This window comes from Mesorhizobium sp. WSM4837, from assembly GCF_055811435.1.
On the sequence record NZ_JBVVQE010000008.1, the window covers coordinates 106658 to 126252 of the forward strand.

General features: G+C 63.4%; 19 protein-coding genes. 13 read left to right on the forward strand and 6 right to left on the reverse strand.

Annotation, left to right across the window (positions count from 1 at the left end; all coding sequences use genetic code 11):
- Positions 1–76: 76 nt before the first annotated feature.
- The 3 genes from AC0L3D_RS06885 to AC0L3D_RS06895 all read right to left on the reverse strand — a co-directional run bounded on the left by AC0L3D_RS06885 (position 77) and on the right by AC0L3D_RS06895 (position 3942).
- Positions 77–1456, reverse strand: a complete 1380-nt coding sequence (locus tag AC0L3D_RS06885; RefSeq protein WP_473643614.1) for an aminotransferase — start codon at positions 1454–1456, stop codon at positions 77–79.
- A 177-nt stretch (positions 1457–1633) separates the two neighbouring features.
- A complete protein-coding gene (locus AC0L3D_RS06890) occupies positions 1634–3127 on the reverse strand; it encodes an NAD-dependent succinate-semialdehyde dehydrogenase (protein WP_473537007.1) in 1494 nt (497 codons plus the stop codon).
- Between the two features lie 332 nt (positions 3128–3459).
- Positions 3460–3942 (reverse strand): Lrp/AsnC family transcriptional regulator, encoded by a 483-nt coding sequence (locus AC0L3D_RS06895; RefSeq protein WP_236391383.1) that lies wholly within the window; start codon positions 3940–3942, stop codon positions 3460–3462.
- 90 nt (positions 3943–4032) lie between these two features.
- Between AC0L3D_RS06895 and ehuR the strand changes: the two genes are divergently transcribed.
- From ehuR to doeB, 10 genes are all read left to right on the forward strand, one after another.
- Positions 4033–5418, forward strand: a complete 1386-nt coding sequence (gene ehuR / locus AC0L3D_RS06900; protein WP_023797845.1) for a MocR-like ectoine utilization transcription factor EhuR — start codon at positions 4033–4035, stop codon at positions 5416–5418.
- 122 nt (positions 5419–5540) lie between these two features.
- Positions 5541–6326: an ectoine/hydroxyectoine ABC transporter ATP-binding protein EhuA gene (gene ehuA / locus AC0L3D_RS06905; RefSeq protein ID WP_023797847.1), complete on the forward strand. Its 786-nt coding sequence runs from the start codon at positions 5541–5543 to the stop codon at positions 6324–6326.
- A gap of 94 nt (positions 6327–6420) precedes the next feature.
- Positions 6421–7272, forward strand: coding sequence for an ectoine/hydroxyectoine ABC transporter substrate-binding protein EhuB (gene ehuB, locus AC0L3D_RS06910; RefSeq protein WP_023797848.1), 852 nt, complete (start codon positions 6421–6423; stop codon positions 7270–7272).
- A 175-nt stretch (positions 7273–7447) separates the two neighbouring features.
- Complete coding sequence (gene ehuC, locus AC0L3D_RS06915; protein ID WP_473643616.1) at positions 7448–8107, forward strand: ectoine/hydroxyectoine ABC transporter permease subunit EhuC; 660 nt, start codon at positions 7448–7450, stop codon at positions 8105–8107.
- 16 nt (positions 8108–8123) lie between these two features.
- Positions 8124–8783 carry an ectoine/hydroxyectoine ABC transporter permease subunit EhuD gene (gene ehuD / locus AC0L3D_RS06920; RefSeq protein ID WP_027155679.1) on the forward strand — a complete coding sequence of 220 codons (660 nt, stop codon included), beginning with the start codon at positions 8124–8126 and terminating at the stop codon, positions 8781–8783.
- Between the two features lie 37 nt (positions 8784–8820).
- Positions 8821–9594, forward strand: coding sequence for an ectoine utilization protein EutA (gene eutA / locus AC0L3D_RS06925; protein WP_473481400.1), 774 nt, complete (start codon positions 8821–8823; stop codon positions 9592–9594).
- A 43-nt stretch (positions 9595–9637) separates the two neighbouring features.
- The gene (eutB, locus tag AC0L3D_RS06930; protein WP_128173103.1) at positions 9638–10621 is read left to right on the forward strand and encodes a hydroxyectoine utilization dehydratase EutB; all 984 of its coding nucleotides are present in this window, start codon (positions 9638–9640) and stop codon (positions 10619–10621) included.
- Positions 10618–11610 carry an ectoine utilization protein EutC gene (gene eutC, locus AC0L3D_RS06935; RefSeq protein WP_287171128.1) on the forward strand — a complete coding sequence of 331 codons (993 nt, stop codon included), beginning with the start codon at positions 10618–10620 and terminating at the stop codon, positions 11608–11610. The genes eutB and eutC overlap by 4 nt, the downstream gene beginning before the upstream one ends.
- A gap of 38 nt (positions 11611–11648) precedes the next feature.
- A complete protein-coding gene (gene doeA / locus AC0L3D_RS06940) occupies positions 11649–12839 on the forward strand; it encodes an ectoine hydrolase DoeA (RefSeq protein ID WP_128173101.1) in 1191 nt (396 codons plus the stop codon).
- Between the two features lie 5 nt (positions 12840–12844).
- Entirely contained in the window at positions 12845–13846 is a 1002-nt protein-coding gene (gene doeB / locus AC0L3D_RS06945; RefSeq protein ID WP_287171126.1) for a N(2)-acetyl-L-2,4-diaminobutanoate deacetylase DoeB, read from the forward strand.
- Between the two features lie 31 nt (positions 13847–13877).
- Here the strand turns inward: doeB and AC0L3D_RS06950 are convergent, their stop codons facing one another.
- The gene (locus tag AC0L3D_RS06950; RefSeq protein ID WP_287342162.1) at positions 13878–14546 is read right to left on the reverse strand and encodes a phytochelatin synthase family protein; all 669 of its coding nucleotides are present in this window, start codon (positions 14544–14546) and stop codon (positions 13878–13880) included.
- Positions 14547–15434: 888 nt separating this feature from the next.
- On the opposite strand from AC0L3D_RS06950, the gene AC0L3D_RS06955 reads away from it, so the two are divergent.
- Genes AC0L3D_RS06955 through AC0L3D_RS06965 form a run of 3 tightly spaced genes read left to right on the forward strand, consistent with a single transcriptional unit; the run spans position 15435 to position 18432 of the window.
- Positions 15435–16502 carry a type III polyketide synthase gene (locus AC0L3D_RS06955; RefSeq protein ID WP_287171122.1) on the forward strand — a complete coding sequence of 356 codons (1068 nt, stop codon included), beginning with the start codon at positions 15435–15437 and terminating at the stop codon, positions 16500–16502.
- Positions 16499–17212, forward strand: a complete 714-nt coding sequence (locus AC0L3D_RS06960; protein WP_473522806.1) for a methyltransferase domain-containing protein — start codon at positions 16499–16501, stop codon at positions 17210–17212. The genes AC0L3D_RS06955 and AC0L3D_RS06960 overlap by 4 nt, the downstream gene beginning before the upstream one ends.
- Positions 17209–18432, forward strand: coding sequence for an NAD(P)/FAD-dependent oxidoreductase (locus AC0L3D_RS06965; protein WP_473630058.1), 1224 nt, complete (start codon positions 17209–17211; stop codon positions 18430–18432). The genes AC0L3D_RS06960 and AC0L3D_RS06965 overlap by 4 nt, the downstream gene beginning before the upstream one ends.
- Positions 18433–18478: 46 nt before the next feature.
- On the opposite strand, the gene AC0L3D_RS06970 is transcribed toward AC0L3D_RS06965, so the two are convergent.
- Both AC0L3D_RS06970 and AC0L3D_RS06975 read right to left on the reverse strand, forming a co-directional pair.
- Positions 18479–18772: a hypothetical protein gene (locus tag AC0L3D_RS06970; protein WP_023797860.1), complete on the reverse strand. Its 294-nt coding sequence runs from the start codon at positions 18770–18772 to the stop codon at positions 18479–18481.
- A gap of 343 nt (positions 18773–19115) precedes the next feature.
- Positions 19116–19379, reverse strand: a complete 264-nt coding sequence (locus AC0L3D_RS06975) for a hypothetical protein (RefSeq protein WP_128173097.1) — start codon at positions 19377–19379, stop codon at positions 19116–19118.
- Positions 19380–19595: the final 216 nt, after the last annotated feature.

Sequence of the window (19595 nt, forward strand, 5' to 3'; positions counted from 1 at the left end):
AGCTTGTCCCTTCTCCCCGTCGTTCACGGGGAGAAGGTGCCGGCAGGCGGATGAGCGGCGGCACCAAGGTCGATAATTAGATGCTGGCAAACACGCCATTCACCGCATCGGCCGTCTTCGACACGACGATGTCGGCCTCTTCGCGGGTGAGGCATAGCGGCGGCGCAAAGCCGAGAATGTCGCCTTGCGGCATGGCGCGGCCGATGACGCCAAGCTCGGCAAGCGCGGTCGCGACCTGAGGCCCGATTTTTTGCGCGGCATCGAAGAACACGCGGTCGTCCCGGTCGGCGACGAATTCGATTGCCGCCAGCATGCCGTCGCCGCGCACCTCGCCGACATTCTTGTGGCCGCCGACGGCTTTCGCCAGTTCGGCGCGGAAATAGGCGCCGGTCTCACCGGCGTTGGTCACCAGGTCCATCTCGTCGATCAGTTCCAGGTTGGCGACACCGGCGGCAACGCAGATCGGATGCGCCGAATAGGTCCAGCCATGGCCCAAGCTGCCGAGTTTGTCGGAGCCCTGGACCAGCACCTGCCAGACCTTATCCGAGACGATGACGCCCGACAGCGGCGCATAGGCCGAGGTCAGGCCCTTGGCGATGGTGATCAGGTCGGGTTTGATGCCGTAATGGTCGGAGCCGAACATGGTGCCCAGCCGGCCGAAGCCGGTGACCACTTCGTCGGCGACCAGCAGCACATCATATTTGTTCAGAACCGCCTGGATCTTTTCCCAGTACAGAGCGGGCGGCGGCACGATGCCGCCGGTGCCGAGGATCGGCTCGCCGATGAAGGCGGCGACCGTGTCCGGGCCCTCGGCCAGGATCATCTCTTCGAGCTTGTCGGCACAGTGTTGGGAAAACTGTTCCTCGTTCATCGAGCGGTCGGCGCGGCGGAAATAGTAGGGCGCTTCGGTGTGCAGGATCGGCGCGCGCGGCAGGTCGAAGGCGTTGTGGAACAGGTCGAGCCCGGTCAGCGATCCGGTCATGACTCCGGAGCCGTGATAGCCGCGCCAGCGTGAGATGATCTTCTTCTTCTCGGGACGGCCGAGCACGTTGTTGCAGTACCAGATCAGCTTGATGTTGGTTTCGTTGGCGTCGGAACCGGAGAGGCCGAAATAGACCCTCGACATGCCTTGCGGGGCGCGGTCGATGATCATCTTGGAAAGGGTGATCGACGCCTCGGTGCCGTGGCCGACATAGGCGTGGTAATAGGCAAGGTTCCTGGCCTGGGCGGCGATGGCGTCTGATATCTTCTGGCGGCCATAGCCGACATTGACGCAATAGAGCCCGGCGAAGGCATCGATGCTCTTGCGGCCGTTATTGTCCCAGATGGTGACGCCTTCGCCGCCGGCGATGACGCGGGTCGGCGATTCACCCCGTGCATGCGTGCCCATATGGGTCGAGGGGTGGAAGAAGTGGTCGCGGTCCCAGGCGGCGAGTTCGTTGGACTGGTCGAGCATTTTTTTAATTCCTTGGTGAAAGATGGTCCCGACGCGGCCTAAGGTGTGTCGAGATTCAGGCTAGGCCGAGTCGAAGTGGCTTCCGAGAACCGGAGCGGAGCGTACTTTTCATACGGAGCACCGGAAGCGCAGGACGCCGCCATTTGCAGACCGGCATCACCTGAATGTCGATACACCTTACGCCACGTCCAGGCAGAGATATTTAAGATCGGTAAAGGCTTCGAGCCCGTGGCGCGAGCCCTCGCGACCGATGCCGGACTGTTTGACGCCGCCGAACGGGATCGGCGCGCCGGTGATCTTGACGCGGTTGATGGCGACCATACCGTAGTCGAGCGCGCGGCCCATGCGCAATTGGCGGCCGCCGTTCTCGGTGACGACATAGGCGACGAGCCCGAATTCGGTGGCGTTGGCGCGGGCGATGACCTCGTCTTCGCTGTCGAAGGTCGTCACCGCGGCGACCGGACCAAAAGTTTCCTCGCGCATGATCAGCGCATCGTCGGTGACATCGGCGAGCAGGGTCGGCCGGTAGAACAGCGGCCCGGCCGGATGTCTGCCGCCGCCGGTGAGGCAGCGCGCGCCATGGGCGAGCGCATCGGCGACTTGCTCCTCGACCTTCTTGACACCGCGCTCATGCATCAACGGCCCGATGTCGGTGTCTCCGGCCAGGCCATTGCCGATCCGCAGCGCCTCGATGCGCCTGGCGAAAGCGGCGCAGAAACGATCGTAGATCGGACGCTGGACATAGATGCGGTTGGCGGCGAGGCAATCCTGGCCGGAAGTGGCGAATTTGGCGTCGACGGCGATGGTCACCGCCTTGTCGAAATCGGCGTCGGCAAACACGATCAGCGGCGCATGGCCGCCAAGCTCCATGACCAGCCGCTTCATCGTCGGCGCACTTTGCGCGGCGATCAGCCTGCCGATCTCGGTCGAGCCGGTGAAGCTCATGGCGCGGACGCGCGGATCTTCACACATCAGCCCAACGATGGTCGAAGCCTTGCCGGTGAGTACGTTAAAGACGCCAGCCGGCAGGCCGGCGCGTTCGCCGAGTTCGGCCAGCGCCAGTGCCGACAACGGCGTTTCCGACGAAGGATGCGCGACGATGGTGCAGCCGGCGGCAAGCGCGGCCGCAGCCTTGCGGGTCAGCATGGCCGCCGGAAAATTCCACGGCGTGACGACGCCGACGACGCCGAGCGGTTCGCGCCGCACCATCATCTCGGCGTTTGGCAAATGGCTGGTGACGCTTTCGGCGTTGAGGCGCTTTGCCTCCTCGGCGTACCATTCGACGAAGGAGGCGGCGTAGTCGATCTCGCCAAGCGATTCCTTGAGAGGCTTGCCCTGTTCGAGCGTCATCAACAGCGCCAGATCGTCCTTGGCGGCGATGATCAGATCGAACCATTTTCGCAGGATTCTTGCGCGTTCCTGTGGGAGAGCCGCCCGCCAGGCGGGAAAGGCGCGCGACGCCGCGTCGATCGCCTTGCTCGTCTGCCTGGCATCGAGCGCGGCAACCCAGGCAACGGTGGCGCCTGTAGCAGGGTCGGCCACCCCAAAACTCTCGGCGGCTTCACTCGCCGTCCAGTGGCCGTCGACATAGGCGAGTTGGCGCAGCAGCCGGCGGTCGGCGAGCCGGTCAAGCGCTTCGTGGCGTTGTGGGCGGGCAAAATGCGCGGACATGTTCGAGGTCTCCCGGTTTCGGAGTGATGCGGAGAGACTATGCGCGCGGCGCAGACAGAGAGGCTGTTTCGGAGCGCACGCGTAGAGAGATTGTCTCTATTGGGCTGCTCGGGCAGACAATCTGTTCAGCTTATAGGCTGGGCTATCTCATCGAGGAAGTGCCCCCTCACCCGGATTGCCAAAAGAATTGCAAAGGGCAATTCGGGGCAATCCGACCTCTCCCCCCGAGGGGAGAGGAGATCGCAGCGCCGGCACCTTTCTCTTCTCCCCGCCGGGGAGAAGGTGGCCGCGAAGCGGCCGGATGAGGGGACTCTTTGCGATTTGCTCAGACCTCACGACGGCGTCGGCAACAGATCCGCCACCGGCAAGGCGACCTCCTCCTTCACCGTCTTGGTGACGATGTAGGTGAAGTAGCGGTCGATGCCGATCTCGCGTTCGAGCAGGGCGTCGACCAGCCGCTGGTAGGCGTCGATGTCGCGCGCCATCACTTTCAGCAGATAGTCGACGCCGCCGCCCACCGACCAGCAGGCGACGATTTCGGGGACGTCGCGTATGACGCGCTCGAAACGGTCGAAATCGGCCTGGCGGTGGCTGGCCAGCGTCACCTCCATCAGGACGGTGGCGACCGGCGCGACGGCGCGCATTGCAACCCTGGCGTGATAGCCGGAGACGATGCCGGCCTTTTCCAGCTTGCGCAACCGCATCCAGCACGGCGTCGGCGACAGGCCGACCTTGTCGGCGAGCGCCAGCTTGGTGATGCGCCCGTCGCGCTGAACCGCGTCGAGGATTTTCAGGTCGATCTGATCCAGTTTCAATGCGGCCATAAGCGTCCACTTTTTTCCGCTACACCATGACGGCGCATTATTTCGATTGTCAATTGCACTGATTTCGATCTCTAATATGTCATGACATTGTGGCGTCCAGATCCCGCGCTTATCCGGCGGCCGGCCTATCAATCGCTCGCCGACCAGTTCGCGCGCGCCATTCATGACGGACGGCTGGCCAACGGCGCGCGGTTGCCGACGCATCGCCGGCTGGCCGACGATTTGAAGCTTTCGGTGCAGACAGTCAGCCGCGCCTATGAGGAACTGATCCGCCGGGGCCTGGTCTCCGGCGAGATCGGCCGCGGCAGCTTCGTGCAGACGCAGCGACGCGAGCCGGAGCCGCCCTATCTGCCGGAGCGCCTTGGCGAGGTCATCGATCTGTCGATCCTGAAGCCGGTCTGCGAGCCGATGCATCTGGAGAGGCTGAAGCAGGCGCTGGGCTGGCTCGCCGAGAACCTGCCGTCGACCTCGGCGCTGTCGTTCCGGCCGAACATGGTGTTTCCGCGCCACCGTGCAGTGGCGGTCGAATGGCTGCGGCTGTGCGGTCTCGACGTGTCGGCGCAGAATGTCAGCCTGACCAACGGCGCCACGGCCGGCATGACGGTGGCGCTGATGAGCGTGGCGCCGCCGGGTTCGACCGTCGCCACCGAGGCGATCGGCCATCACACGCTGATCCCGCTGGCGCGCTATCTCGGCTTCAACCTCGAGGGCCTGCCGATCGACGACAACGGCCTGATCCCGGAGGCGCTCGACGAGGCGTGCCGGCTTTCCGACATCCGCGCCGTGTTCGTGCAGCCCTCGGTGATCAATCCGACTGCAACATTGATGAATGCCGCGCGGCGCGAGCAGATCGCTGCGGTGGCGCGCCGGCACGACATCGCCATCATCGAGAACGACGTGCTCGGGCCGCTGGTCGAGGGGCGTCCGCCGCCGGTCGCCGCCTTCGCGCCCGAGCGCACGCTCTACGTCACCTCCTTCACCAAGATCGTGCTGCCAGGCCTGCGCATCGGTTATCTCGCGGCGCCCGACCGCTATGTCGCTGCCGTCGCCAACCGGCATCTCGTCTCCAACTGGATGGCGACGCCGATGGTGGCGGAGATCGCGACAAAATGGGTGACCGACGGCACGGCGATGGAACTCGTCCGCTGGCAACGGTCGGCGCTGCGGCGGCGGCAGGAGATTGCCGCCCAGGTGCTTGCCGGGGTCGACTACCGCGTCCATCGTGACGGGCTGCATCTGTGGCTGGAACTGCCCGGCGACCGCGCCGAGGAGGGCTTCGTCTCACAGGCCCGCCTGCAGGGCGTGGCGATCGCACCAGGCACATCGTTTCGCATTTCGGCGGCGCCCTGGCAGCCGGCAGTGCGCATCTCGCTGGGCTCGACCACCGAGGGGGAACTGCGCGCCGGCCTCAGTGTTGTCACCAAGCTTCTGCTCGGCGACCCGGAGCATCTGCTGCTGGCGATCTAGGCAGACATTGCCGCGAAATTCTGCGGAGTCAGAAACATTGTCATGAGTTTATTTTCCTGATTGACATGATTTGGCGCGTTCAGCATCGTTAAGGCACAGCTTCTCCAGCACGGGGGAATTCTTTGTCCGCGCCCATCATCAAGATCGACGCCATTTCGAAAAGCTTCGGTACCTTCAAGGTGCTGGACGGACTGTCGATGCAGGTCATGCCGCGCGAGAAGCTGGCGCTGATCGGCCCATCCGGCTCCGGCAAGACGACGATCCTGCGCATCCTGATGACGCTGGAGAGGATCGACAGCGGCCACATCCAGATCGACGGCGAGCAGCTTTACCACATGGAGCGCAACGGCCAGTTGCTGCCCGCCGACGAACGGCATCTGGCAAGAATGCGCCAGAAGATCGGCATGGTCTTCCAACTGTTCAACCTGTTTCCGCACAAGAGCGTCATCGACAACGTCACGCTGGCGCCGATCCTGACCAAGGGCATGCCGCGCGCCGCCGCCGAAAAACGGGCGATGGAACTGCTCGACATGGTCGGCATGGCCGACAAGGCCAAAGCGATGCCGGCGCAGCTTTCCGGCGGGCAGAAGCAGCGCGTTGCCATCGCTCGCGCCTTGGCGCTGCAGCCCAGGATCATGCTGTTCGACGAGGTGACATCGGCGCTCGATCCGGAACTGGTCGAGGAGGTGCTGAACGTGTTGTGGCGGCTGTGCTCGGAGACCGACATGACCATGCTGCTGGTCACCCACGAAATGGGTTTTGCCCATGATTTCGCCGACCGGGTTCTGTTCTTCGACCGCGGCAAGATCGTCGAGGAAGGCAAGCCGGACGAGATTTTCCGCAACCCCAAGCAGGAGCGTACGCAAGCTTTCCTGAAGAAGATCATCGCGGCCGGACATCGCGTCTGACTGCCATGCCCCGGGCGGCAGCGCCGTCCTCCCAGGGCGGCGAAGCCGTCCCGTGGAACGACCAAACCAAAAGAGAAACAAGGAGTTGGGAACAATGAAGAAACTTGGCATTCTGGCCGGCGTCGCCGGTGTTGCGCTGACCGCAATCCTGGCCGCTTCGACCGCGGGATCGGCCGACGACAGCAAGCTCGAAGAACTCAAGGCACAGGGCTTCGCCCGTGTCGCCATCGCCAACGAGCCGCCCTATACGGCGGTTGCGGCCGACGGCAAGGTTTCGGGTGCGGCACCCGATGTGGCCCGTGAAATCTTCAAGCGTCTTGGTGTCAACGACATCGTCGCCTCGATTTCGGAATATGGCGCGATGATCCCTGGCCTGCAGGCCGGCCGTTTCGACGTCGTCACCGCCGGCCTGTTCATGAAACCGGAGCGCTGCGCGGCGGTCGCTTATTCGGAGCCGGTGCTGTGCGACGCCGAGGCAATGCTGGTCAAGAAGGGCAACCCGAAGGGCTTCAAGAGCTATGAGGATGTCGCCAAGGATGCCACCGCAACGATCGGGGCGCCGGGCGGCGGCACCGAGGAGAAGCTGGCGCTCACTGCCGGCGTGCCGCGTGACCGCGTCATCGTCGTGCCGGATGGCCAGAGCGGCCTGAAGATGCTGCAGGACGGCCGCATCGACGCCTATTCGCTGCCGGTGCTGTCGATCAACGATCTGGTCAAGAAGGCCAACGATCCGAACCTCGAAGTCGTCGCCCCGGTGGTCGGCGCGCCGGTCTATTGCGACGGCGCGGCGTTCAAGAAGGGCGATGAGGCGCTACGCGACGCCTATGACGTCGAATTGGCCAAGCTGAAGGAGTCCGGCGAATTCGCCAAGATCATCGAGCCCTACGGTTTTTCGGCCGCGGCGGCGATGTCGACGAGCCGCGACAAGCTCTGCTCGGCAAAATAGGCGCCTTTTTCCTTCTCCCCGTTCACGGGGAGAAGGTGTCACGAAGTGACGGATGAGGGGCAGCGCCAGTTCTGCCAAATTGGCTCTGCCCTCATCTGCCTGCCGGCATCTTCTCTCCGTGAACGGGGAGAAGATGCCAAGACTGTAACCGTAAAACGCTGGAAATTCGAACTTCATGACCCAATGGTCCGGCTATTTCGGCCTGATATTGCAGGGAGCCCTTGTTACCATCGAGCTGACGCTGATGGGGTCGGTGCTTGCCCTGATCATGGCCTTTCTCGCCGGGCTGGGGCGGCTGTCGCATTTTTTCGCCATTCGGGCGCTGGCCACCGCCTATATCGAATTCTTCCGCGGCACCTCGATCTTCGTGCAGCTGTTCTGGGCCTATTTCGTGCTGCCCTTCATCGGCATTTCGCTGACGCCGCTGCAGGCCGGCGTGCTGGCGCTTGGCCTCAATGTCGGCGCCTATGGCGCGGAGGTGGTGCGCGGCGCCGTCCAGTCGATCGGCCGCGAACAGTACGAGGCCTGCATCGCGGTCAATCTCGGCCGCTGGCAAGCCATGCGCCATGTCATCCTGCCGCAGGCGCTGCTTGTGATGCTGCCGACCTTCGGCAACAACGCCATCGAATTGCTCAAGGCCACCGCCGTCGTTTCGCTGATCTCGCTCACCGACCTGACCTTCCAGGCCCAGGTGGTACGCTCGCAGACCGGCAACACGCTGGTGCCGTTCACCACCATTCTCGTCATCTATTTCGCCCTTGCGCTGATCATTTCCTGGGGTGTGCGTTCGCTGGAACGCCGCATGGCGCGCGGCCTCGACGGGGTGCGCGTCTGATGGATCGGGCCTCGTAATGGAGTGGGATTGGAATTTCGTCTGGGAGATCATGCCGACCCTGATCGAGGGCGTGAAGATCACCATCCTGGCGACGCTGCTCGGCTCGGTTCTGGCAGCGATGGTCGGCTTGGCTATCGCGCTGGCGCGGCGCTCGCCGAACAAGGGCTTGTCGCGCAGCGTCGGCTTCCTTGCCGAGTTCATCCGCGGCACGCCGCTCTTGGTGCAGCTCTATTTCATCTTCTACGTGCTGCCGGACATCGGTATCCTGCTGCCGCCGCTGGTGGCGGGCGTCATCGGCCTCGGGCTGCATTACGGCACCTACACGGCCGAGGTCTATCGCGCCGGCATCGACAATGTGCCGCGCGGCCAGTGGGAAGCCGCCAAGGCCTGCAATCTCAACGCCAGGCAGACCTGGACCCACATCATCATGCCGCAGGCTATCCCGCCGATGATCCCGGCGCTTGCCAACTATTTTATCGCCATGTTCAAGGAGACGCCGCTGCTTTCGGCGATCACCGTGCTGGAACTGATGAACCAGGCCAAGAGCGTCGCCAACACCTATTACCGCTATGTCGAGCCGATGACCTTGGTCGGCGCCTTCTTCCTCGTCATCAGCCTGTTCTCGGTCGTGCTGCTGCGCTGGCTGGAACGCCGCTACGGGCGCATTGAAAAATGACAGTTCCTTCGACCAAACCGCTGGCAAGGAGCGCGTGGTGACCGCTCCAGTCGACATCCGCTTGCACTCGACACGGCCGGCGCTCGACGCGCGTCCGCTGGAAAAGCGCGTCGGCCTGATCATCCTTGCCACCGACCATACGACCGAACCGGATTTTCGCCGCATGGTGGCAGGCGACCGGATCGGCGTCTATGTCGCGCGCATCCCCTATGCCAATCCGACGACGCCGGACAATTTGCGCAAGATGCAGCCGTCGCTGACGGCGGGCGCCGCGCTCATCCTGCCTGATGAGCCGCTCGACGCGGTCTGCTATTCCTGCACCTCGGCCTCGGTCGTCATCGGCGATGCCGAGATCGAGGCGGCGGTGCAGGCGGCCAAGCCCGGCGTACCCGTGGTTACGCCGCCGATGGCAGGGGTGCGCGGCTTGAAGGCGCTGGGCGCCAGGACGATCAGTATTCTCACTCCTTATACTGTCGAGACCAGCCGGCCGATGGCCGCCTATTTCGCGGCGCACGGTTTCGAGATCGCCAGCTTCACCTGTCTCGGCTTCGACGACGACCGCGAGATGGCGCGGATTGCACCGGCCACGCTGGTCGATCTGGCGCGCGAGGCGACTGATGCGCAAGCGGACGCGCTGTTCGTCTCCTGCACGGCGCTGCGGGCCGCACTTGCCGTCGTCGGCATGGAAGAGGCGATCGGCCGTCCGGTGGTGACCAGCAACCAGGCGACCGCCTGGAACTGCCTGCGGCTTTGCGGCGACGACGAGCCGCGCGCCGAATTCGGCCGTCTGATGACCCTGTTGAGACAATGAGGCGATGTCCGGCATGAGCGAGCACCCCCCTCTGGCAACAGGCATGTCCGTAACCCTTCAGGATATCCGCGCCGCCCGCGAGCGCGTCGCAGGCAAGGTCGAGCGCACGCCGACCGTGCTTTCCCCGAGTCTTTCCGGGCACTTGGGCGCGCCCGTTTATCTCAAGCTCGAACATCGGCAGACCACCGGCAGCTTCAAGCTGCGTGGCGCCTCGAACGCCATCGCTTCGCTGAACGCCGAGGAGAAGGCGCGCGGCGCGGTCGCCGCTTCGACCGGCAATCACGGCCGGGCGCTGGCCCATGCGGCGAAGCTCGAAGGCATGCGTGCGACGATCTGCATGTCGCGACTGGTGCCGCAGAACAAGCTCGACGAAATCCGCCGGCTCGGCGCCGAGATACGCATCGTCGGCAACAGCCAGGACGATGCGCAGCAGGAGGTCGACCGGCTGGTCGCGGAAGACGGTCTGATCATGCTGCCGCCCTTCGACCATCCCGATATCATCGCCGGGCAAGGCACGCTTGGGCTGGAAATCATCGAGCAGGTTGCTGACGCTGCCCTGGTGCTGGTGCCGCTGTCCGGCGGCGGGCTGGCGGCGGGTGTCGCCGCTGCCGTGAAGGGCGTCAGCCCCGGCACGAAGGTCATCGGCGTTTCGATGGCGCGGGGTGCGGCGATGAAGGCAAGCCTCGATGCCGGACATCCGGTCTTGGTCGAGGAACTGCCGACGCTGGCGGATTCGCTCGGAGGCGGTATCGGCCTCGACAATCGGCTGACCTTCTCGATGTGCCGCGACCTGCTCGACGATGTTATCCTGCTCAATGAGGACGAGATCGCCGCCGGCATCCGCCACGCCTATGAACAGGAGCGCGAGATCGTCGAAGGCGCCGGCGCGGTTTGCATCGCCGCCGTGCTTGCCGGCAAGGTCAGGGCGAGCGGCCCCACTGTGCTCATTCTGTCGGGCCGCAATATCGACATGACGCTGCACAGGAAAGTCGTTTGTGGCGAAGCATTTGAGGAGAGCGCCGCATGAGCCGGATGACGATACTGACCGAAGCCGAATTGCGCGCGATCGTGAAGCTCGATCTCGATGCCGTCGCCTGCGTCGAAAATGCGTTCCGCGCGCTTGCCACCTTGCCGGTGGCGATGCCGCCGATCCTGCGGCTCGACATTCCCGAGCATCGCGGCGAGGTCGACGTCAAAACCGCCTATGTGCCTGGCATCGACGGTTTTGCCGTCAAGATCAGTCCCGGCTTCTTCGACAATCCGAAGCTCGGCCTGCCCAGCGTCAACGGCATGATGGTGCTGCTGTCGTCAAAAACCGGGCTGGTCGAGGCGCTGCTGCTCGACAATGGCTATTTGACCGACATCCGCACGGCCGCGGCCGGAGCGGTCGCGGCGAAACATCTTTCGCGAACCGACTCCTCTGTCGCCGCGATCTTCGGCGCGGGCGTCCAGGCTGGACTGCAGCTCGAGGCGCTTATGCTGGTGCGGCCGATCGCCGAGGCGCGGATCTGGGCGAGGGATGCCGCGAAGGCCGAAGCCGCGGCGGATGCATTGCGCGAAAAACTGGGCATCGTCGTGCATGCTGAGCCCGACGCGGCAAAGGCGGCGGCCGGCGCCGACATCATCGTCACCACGACGCCGTCGACCGAACCGCTGATCAAGGCCGGCTTCGTCTCGGCCGGCCAGCACATCACCGCTATGGGCTCGGACGCCGAGCACAAGAACGAGATCGCGCCGGCGATCCTGCGCATGGCCGATCTCTACGTCGCCGACAGCGCGAAGCAGACGCGGCTGCTGGGCGAATTGCATCATGCCATCGCGACGGGGGTGATGGCAGCCGATGCCGAGATCACAGAGCTCGGCCAGATCATCGCCGGCGATAGACATGGCCGCCGTTCGGCCAGCGACATCACCATCGCCGACCTCACCGGCACCGGCGTGCAGGACACGGCGATCGCCACGCTCGCCCGCGACCGTGCCCGGGCGGCCAAGACGGGTACGATTTTCGAAAGCTGATGCCGGCCGCAAGGCCCAACAAACGAGGACCAAGAACAATGCAGCCCAATCTAAAATTCTCGCGCGGCGAATATGCGGATCGCCTCGCCAAGACCCGGAAGGCCATGGAAGCCGAGGGCGTCGATCTGCTTGTTGTCAGCGATCCGTCCAACATGGCCTGGCTGACCGGCTATGACGGCTGGTCGTTCTACGTCCACCAGGCCGTCATCGTGCCGCCGTCGGGCGAACCGGTGTGGTACGGGCGCGGCCAGGACGCCAACGGCGCCAAGCGCACCGCCTATCTCGCGCACGACAACATCGTCGGCTATGCCGACCATTATGTGCAGTCGACCGAACGCCACCCGATGGATTTTCTCTCGCAGGTGCTGGCCGATCGTGGCTGGGGCAAGCTCAGCATCGGTGTCGAGATGGACAATTACTGGTTCTCGGCCGCTGCCTTCGCTTCGCTGCAGAAACATCTGCCCAATGCCCGCTTCGTCGACGCCACGGCACTCGTCAACTGGCAGCGAGCGGTGAAGAGCCCGACCGAAATCGACTATATGCGCAAGGCCGCCCGCATCGTCGAAGCGATGCACCAGCGCATTGTCGACAAGATCGAAGTCGGCATGCGCAAATGCGACCTGGTCGCCGAGATCTATGATGCCGGCACGCGCGGCGTCGACGGGCCAGAGGGAAGAATTGGCGGCGACTATCCGGCGATTGTGCCACTGCTGCCGTCGGGCGCCGATGCGTCGGCGCCGCATCTGACCTGGGACGACCGGCCGATGAAGTCGGGCGAGGGCACCTTCTTCGAGATCGCCGGCTGCTACAACCGCTACCATTGTCCGCTTTCGCGGACTGTGTTCCTCGGTAGACCGACGCAGGAATTCCTCGATGCCGAGAAGGCGACGCTGGAAGGAATGGAAGCGGGGTTGGCCGCGGCAAAGCCCGGCAATACATGCGAGGACATCGCCAACGCCTTCTTCGCGGTGCTGAAGAGATACGGCATCGTCAAGGACAACCGCACCGGTTATCCGATCGGGCTTTCCTATCCGCCGGATTGGGGCGAGCGCACTATGAGCCTGCGCCCCGGCGACCGCACTGACCTGAAGCCCGGCATGACCTTCCATTTCATGACCGGCCTGTGGCTGGAGACGATGGGGTTGGAGATCACCGAATCCATCCTGATCACCGAGACCGGCGTCGAGTGCCTGGCCAATGTGCCGCGCAAACTGGTGGTCAAGAATTGAGCCCGATGTCCAGCCTTCGCCCATCGCCAATCACGCCGAGCGTAGATTTCGACCGCGACGGCGTGCAGCACGGCTTCTTGCGCCTGCCCTACAGCCGCGACGACTCAGCCTGGGGATCGGTGATGATCCCGATCTGCGTGATCCGCAACGGCAGCGGGCCAAGCGCATTGCTCACCGGCGGCAACCATGGCGACGAGTATGAGGGGCCGCTGGCGCTCTACGATCTCGCCCGCACGCTCGATCCCAAGCAAGTCAGCGGCACGGTCATCATCGTGCCGGCAATGAACTATCCGGCGTTCCGCGCCGGCACCCGCACCTCGCCGATCGACAAGGGCAATTTGAACCGCAGCTTTCCCGGCCGGCCTGACGGGACGGTGACCGAGAAGATCGCGGACTATTTTCAACGTGAGTTGCTTCCCCGCGCAGACATCGCGCTCGACTTCCACTCCGGCGGCAAGACGCTCGACTTCGTGCCGTTCTGCGCCGCCCATATCCGGCCCGACAAAGTGCTGGAGGCGAAGGGCTTCGCCGTGGTCGAGGCGTTCTCGGCACCCTGGTCGATGAAGATGCTGGAAATCGACGCGGTCGGCATGTTCGACACTGCCGCCGAGGAGATGGGGAAGCTGTTCATCACCACGGAGCTTGGCGGCGGTGGCACCTCCCGCGCGGAAACGGTGCGGATCGCCCGTCGCGGCGTGCTCAATGTGCTGCGCCATGCCGGCATTGTCGCCGGTGCGGTCGAGACGCAGCCGACCCGCTGGCTCGACATGCCGTCGGGCGATTGTTTCTCGTTCGCCGAGGACGACGGGATGATCGAAACGATGATCGATCTCGGCGAGCCTGTCGAGAAGGGCCAGGTCCTGGCGCGCATCCACTCCATCGGCCGCACCGGTGCCGCACCTCAGGAGATCAGGGCAAGGATGTCGGGTCTTTTGGCTGCCCGCCATTTCCCTGGATTGGTCAAGGCGGGCGACTGCACCGCAGTGGTCGCTGTGCTGGTCGATTGAAGGCAAGGCAATCGAAAAGCTTGCGACTTCGCTACTCGATCAGCAGCAAGCCGCGCTTTTTGTCGCCATCGCTATCGATTGTGTCCATGGCTGAGAACAGGCGCTCACGCTCGACCAGCCAAGGCTTATAATCCTCGTTTACATCGAGGACGAAGACCATGTCCTCGGCCTCCAGATATCCTCCGACCGGGGAGAAATGGCCAACGCCGGCGCCGAAAATCTTCTCACGGGTAAAGTTGACGATGTAACGGCGGCCGGGATCGTTGGCGCGCTTCATGTGCTCGCGAAATGCATCGGCGCTCAGATCCCGAAGCACGGAGACCTTCCGCTTGGTGTTCGTTCGAGCGACCTCGGCAAGCTCGTCCAGCGTGAGCCCGATGATGCAGAAGCCCGTCCAGCACTTTCCGGTTCCAGCGAGGACTTCGGCTTCGGTTGTCTCCTCCTCGCCGATGGAGCGGAACGTGTTTGCGACACTTGCCGGGCCGCACCTTGATCCGTTTGATTGCCATGTGACGTCGGCATCGAACGTGGCAGCCACGGGCAGCTTCCAGGCGCTGTCGATCAATTCAGCGGTGCGGGTAACCGACGACTGGATCGCATCTTGCGAAACTCTGGACTGGCCGGCAATCAAAAGTGCGGCGCCGCCCAGCAGGCCGAGGACGGCGATCACAATCACACCGAAAGCGAGACTGCGCTTCATTGCTGAATCTCGTATCAGGCAGCAACAGGAGAATGAAGAAAAGGCACAGCAACGTCAATCGGCGCCCGCACCCGGCCAGTCGCGATCTGGTCCGGCAGCAACTGAAGCCGGCCGCTGGCCAAGCGGGCTGCCACCGCTCATCGCCGTGAGCGCTGCGTCTGGGAGAGTATGGATCAGGCAAGGAACTTCGCCGGTGAAAGAGCGGGGTCGTTTCGCTAGCCAATAGCTGCTGCGCCTGCAAACCTCAGGCTTCCAGAGACGACCCAAATTACGACTTGCTCGGCGTAGGCGTCGCTAAAGGCGAACCTAACGAAGGCCAAGGAAGCTGAGTATCGCAATTACGATAACGACGGCCCCGACCAGCCAGATGATATTGTTCATGACAGCTCTCCTTTATCTTTGCCGCGAGCCTGTGGCGGCTCCCGATAATTATGGCGAACGCCCTCACGGCGTTCTCGTTCCAAACTGAGCCTAAGCCGCCAATTACTCTTTGGACCGGAGGCCCGCGCCTCTGGAGGAGCGCGGGCCGACCGGGATCCCGGTCCAGCAGCCAACATCCGGGAGATATTCGCTGTCACCCTACAATCGTTAGTATGCGCTAATGTTCCATCGCTCAGAAAAATACCGCGCCTACCGAGGGCCGGAAGCAATGGCGCCGCGGCCCGAAGCGAGGGCACTTCGGTGGACGCCTCGGTTATGGAGCCTATGTTCCTACATGCCGGCGAACCGCAGCATCGCCTGGCAACAGCACAGGTGGGATGAAATCAGTTCTCAGAAACGTTCATCAACAACACTCAATGCCTGCTGCCCGACACCTGGTGCCGATGACCAAACAACCTCCGGCGGTGGTTTTAGAAAATACCGTGCGCGACGCCGTGGAGACCGAATATGCCGGCCAAAGCGTATATTAACCGGATCGCGACAGCAGTGCCGGAGCACGAGGTTCATCAATTCTATCTGCGTTTCGCCGCCTCCATGCTTGCGGCCGATCGTCGAAGAATTTTCGAACGCATGGTTGACGTTGCCGGCATCGAGCACCGCTATTCATGCTTTGCACCTGCCGGCGACCCCGAAGGTCCATCAGCAGATCTGGCCGGGAGGTTCATCCGGGGTGCCTTTCCTGGAACAGCCGAGAGAATGGCGATGTTCTGTCATGCCGCACCTGTTCTCGCGCAAAAAGCCGTCGACGGATTGGAGCTTGGTGGTGGCGCTTCCCGCATCACCCATCTCATCGTCACCACCTGCACCGGTTTTTCAGCGCCGGGCATCGACCTGGAGCTGGTTGCGCGATGTGGCCTGCCGGACACGGTCGAACGCACGATGATCGGTTTCATGGGCTGCTACGCGGCGATCAACGGCCTCAAGCTTGCCCGCCACATCGTCCGCTCCGATCCGCAGGCCAGGGTCCTGCTGGTCAATATCGAACTCTGCACGATGCATCTGCGGGAAACCAGCGAACTGGAAAAGCTGCTGTCGTTCTGCCTCTGGGGCGATGGCTGTGCGGCTGCGCTCGTCACCGCCGAGCCGCACGGCATCGAGCTCGAAAGCTTCTACGGCATCGTGGCGGACGAGCGGCGGGATCTGATGAGCTGGAGCATTAGTGACCACGGTTTCGAAATGGTTCTTTCCGGCCAGGTCCCGGCAGCAATCCATAACGCGTTGCGGAGCAATCACGACGCCATCCTCGGTGGTCGGCCGACCGAGGCGATCGACCTCTGGGCCGTGCACCCGGGGGGACGTTCGGTGCTCGACGCCGTCGAACGGGCCCTGGAACTCGCGCCCACCGCGCTGGAGCCATCGCGCGAGGTGTTGCGCCGATATGGAAACATGTCGTCGGCGACCGTCATGTTCGTGATGAAAGAGATGTTGAAGGCGCCACCAGGCATGCTCGGCTGCGGCATGTCGTTCGGACCCGGGCTGGCGGCCGAAACCATGCTTTTCCGAACGGCGTCATGAGCAGCCTGGAGCACCGCCAGCTTGCGCCGGAAATCCTCGACGGGCTTGCGGCCGACGATCCACGAGCGCTTGCGGCGCGCCGCGACCTCCGCCGCATCAACGCGCTGATGTTTCAGGCCAGGATCATGGCGTCGCTGCTGCAGAAATTTGTGCCAGGGCCGCCGCGCCGGATTCTGGAGATCGGCGCCGGCGATGGCTCCTTCATGCTGGCGGTGGCGCGGCGCATGGCCGGGCATTGGCCTGGGGTCGAACTGGTAATGCTCGACCGCGTCGACCTCATCACCGCGCAATTGCGTGGCGATTTCGACAGGCTGGGATGGATGGTCGAAGGCGTCACCGCCGATGTCTTCGACTGGGCGAGAAAGAATGCGGGCACGCGGTTCGACGCGATCACCGTCAATCTGTTTCTGCATCATTTCGACGATGCCGGGCTCGTGCGTCTGTTTTCGCTGATGGCGCCGAAGGCCCCGTTGCTGTTGGCGACAGAGCCGTTGCGGACCAAACTGGCATTGGCCGCGACCCGCCTTCTCCCGGCGATCGGCGCCAATGACGTCACACGAAACGACGCGGCTCAAAGCGTGCGTGCCGGCTTTCGCGGCAGCGAGCTTTCCGGTCTCTGGCTCGCGGCAAACGGCAAACCGGTCGAAGAACGGCGCGCCGGCCTCTTTTCCCACATTTTCGTCGGCGCCAGCGCCGGTCATGACCTATGACGCGATTGTCGACCCATGACGCGATCATCATAGGCGCCGGCCCGGCGGGCACGTCCGTCGCGCTGACGCTGGCCCGGCGCGGATGGGCCGTGGCTATTGTGGAAAAGAGCGTGTTCCCGCGCCGCAAGGTCTGCGGCGAATATATATCGGCAAGCAATCTTGCGCTTCTGGACCAGCTGGAGATCGGCGATGCCTGGCGTGCCAACGCCGGCCCCGAAATCCGCCGCGTCGGCTTCTTTTCCGGCGATGCGAGTGTCGAAGCGCCAATGCCTCCCGCGAAAGATGGGTCCTGCGAGAAAAAAGATGGTTTCGGCCGGGCGCTTGGCCGAGACATTCTCGACTGTCTGCTTTTGCAGGCGGCGCAATCGGCGGGCGTCGAAATCTTTCAGCCTTGCCGCGCCGTCGCCATCGACCCGGATGGCGAGGCGCAATTGGTGCGAATTCAAACCGGAAACGAAACGACGATGCTGCGCGCGCCGGTGATTGTCGCCGCACACGGCTCCTGGGAGGCAGGACCGCTGCCCAGCCAGCTCGGAAAGACCAACCGCCCTTCGGACCTGTTCGGCTTCAAGGCGCATTTTACCGGGTCGTCCCTGGCGCCTGATTTGATGCCCCTGCTGGTATTTCCTGGCGGTTATGGCGGCATGGTTTCGGCGGATCATGGCCGGCTGTCGATCTCGTGCTGCATTCGGCGCGATATGCTCGCGCAGTTGCGCAAACAAGCTGGCCCTAGACACCAGAGCCATTTGTCGGCGGCCGAGGCGGTCTCCCGTCATCTGATGGAATCATGTCGGGGAGTGACGGATGCACTAGAGTCAGCTGCCGCCGACGGGCCGTGGCTTGCCGCAGGTCCGATCCGGCCGGGAATTCGCTCCTGCTACGAACGCGACATCTTTCGCGTCGGCAATGCAGCCGGAGAGTCTCATCCCGTCATCGCCGAGGGCATCTCGATGGCGCTTCAGTCTGGTTGGCTGCTGGCTTGCGAACTCTCATGCGCGCCAAGCGGCCGTGCAGGGCGCGAGGCCGCCGGCAGACGCTGCGAGGCAGCCTGGAAAAGTCTGTTTTCAACCCGGGTCTACGCCGCCGCCGCCCTTGCCGGGATTGCCGTTAATCCAAGCAGCGCCCCATTGATGGCGGCAATTATTCGGAATTTACCGCAGGCGCTGACGTGGGGTGCGCAACTGAGCGGAAAGACAAAGCCGGTTCCCGGCTTTGTCTGACAGGTGGCGCGGCGCGCCACTGCGGCCTCAGGGGGCCTTGGCTCCGTTACTCGGGGCAATCCTCTCTATCCGAAGTTGCAGTGCCACTGGCAGTGTTCTTATCGGCCTCCACTACGTCCTTGCACCGATCACTCATGCCGTCGGCGCCGTCGGTGGTTGAACCGGTTACGTTTGGATCGGCAGGAGTTGCATTATCGGTGCCGGGAGCCATGGTGCCAGTGCCTGTCCCGGTGGCCGCTCCCGGATCGTTGGTGCCGGATCCAGTGCCGTTTGATTGCGCCATCGCCGAAGTGGCAAGGGCAATGCTGAGTGCGGTTGCGGAAAGGATTTTTTTCATCATGGTCGGTCTCCATTAGAGCTGCATCGCTGGTTGCGATGATTATCCAACGAGCGTTTTTTGGAGTTGTTCCGTCAGACAGAAATCGTGATCGAAGGTCGGGCCGAAGGCGATCCAAGCAGCAATGCTGGCGAACCGCGCCATGTTTTTCGGTTCCGGTGGAACAACAACCACCGGCAACGGTTGGAAGCGCAGTCGTTCTACTCTAGCGACTGTGACAGCCGATCGCACGGCATTCGGACAAAGGCCCGGCGCTTCCTCCCCGCCGGGCCTTTCTGTCGCTGGAGGAACTTTCACGGAATTTGGCCGAAACCGTGCGGCTGCCACGGTATTGAACTGCTGCCGTTCACGGCTCGTCGATATCCTGCCTCGAGGGGTTGCGCGAGAGGGCGCGTTCCTCTTCGTCGTCCGGCAGCGCCTCGTCGCTCTCCTGGTACGGATTGTCGTCGTCTTCCTCGGGCAGTTCAGCCTCTTTGTCGAGATCGTAACGGATGTCGCCGTTTCCCGGCACGCTGTCTGGTAGAATTTTACTGCCTTTGATCGCGTCCCAATCCTGCTGTTCGATGGTCGGGCCTTCGGATGGATCGTCGGGTTTTCTGCGCGGTGCCATCAGAGCTCTCCTCTGCACTGGTTGCTGTACGCCTAACTCCGCGGACCGCTGCGTAGTTCCTCCGATCGAACCGACGAGATCGTCTAGAACGATCCAGCACTCATTTCGGCTTAGCCTGCCGGCGGCTTTTAGCTCAAAGAGAGCTGACCGTTATGCGGGTTGCGCAATGCCGGCCAGAGCGATCATGAACTTGCGCGACTTCTAATATAAAGGCAG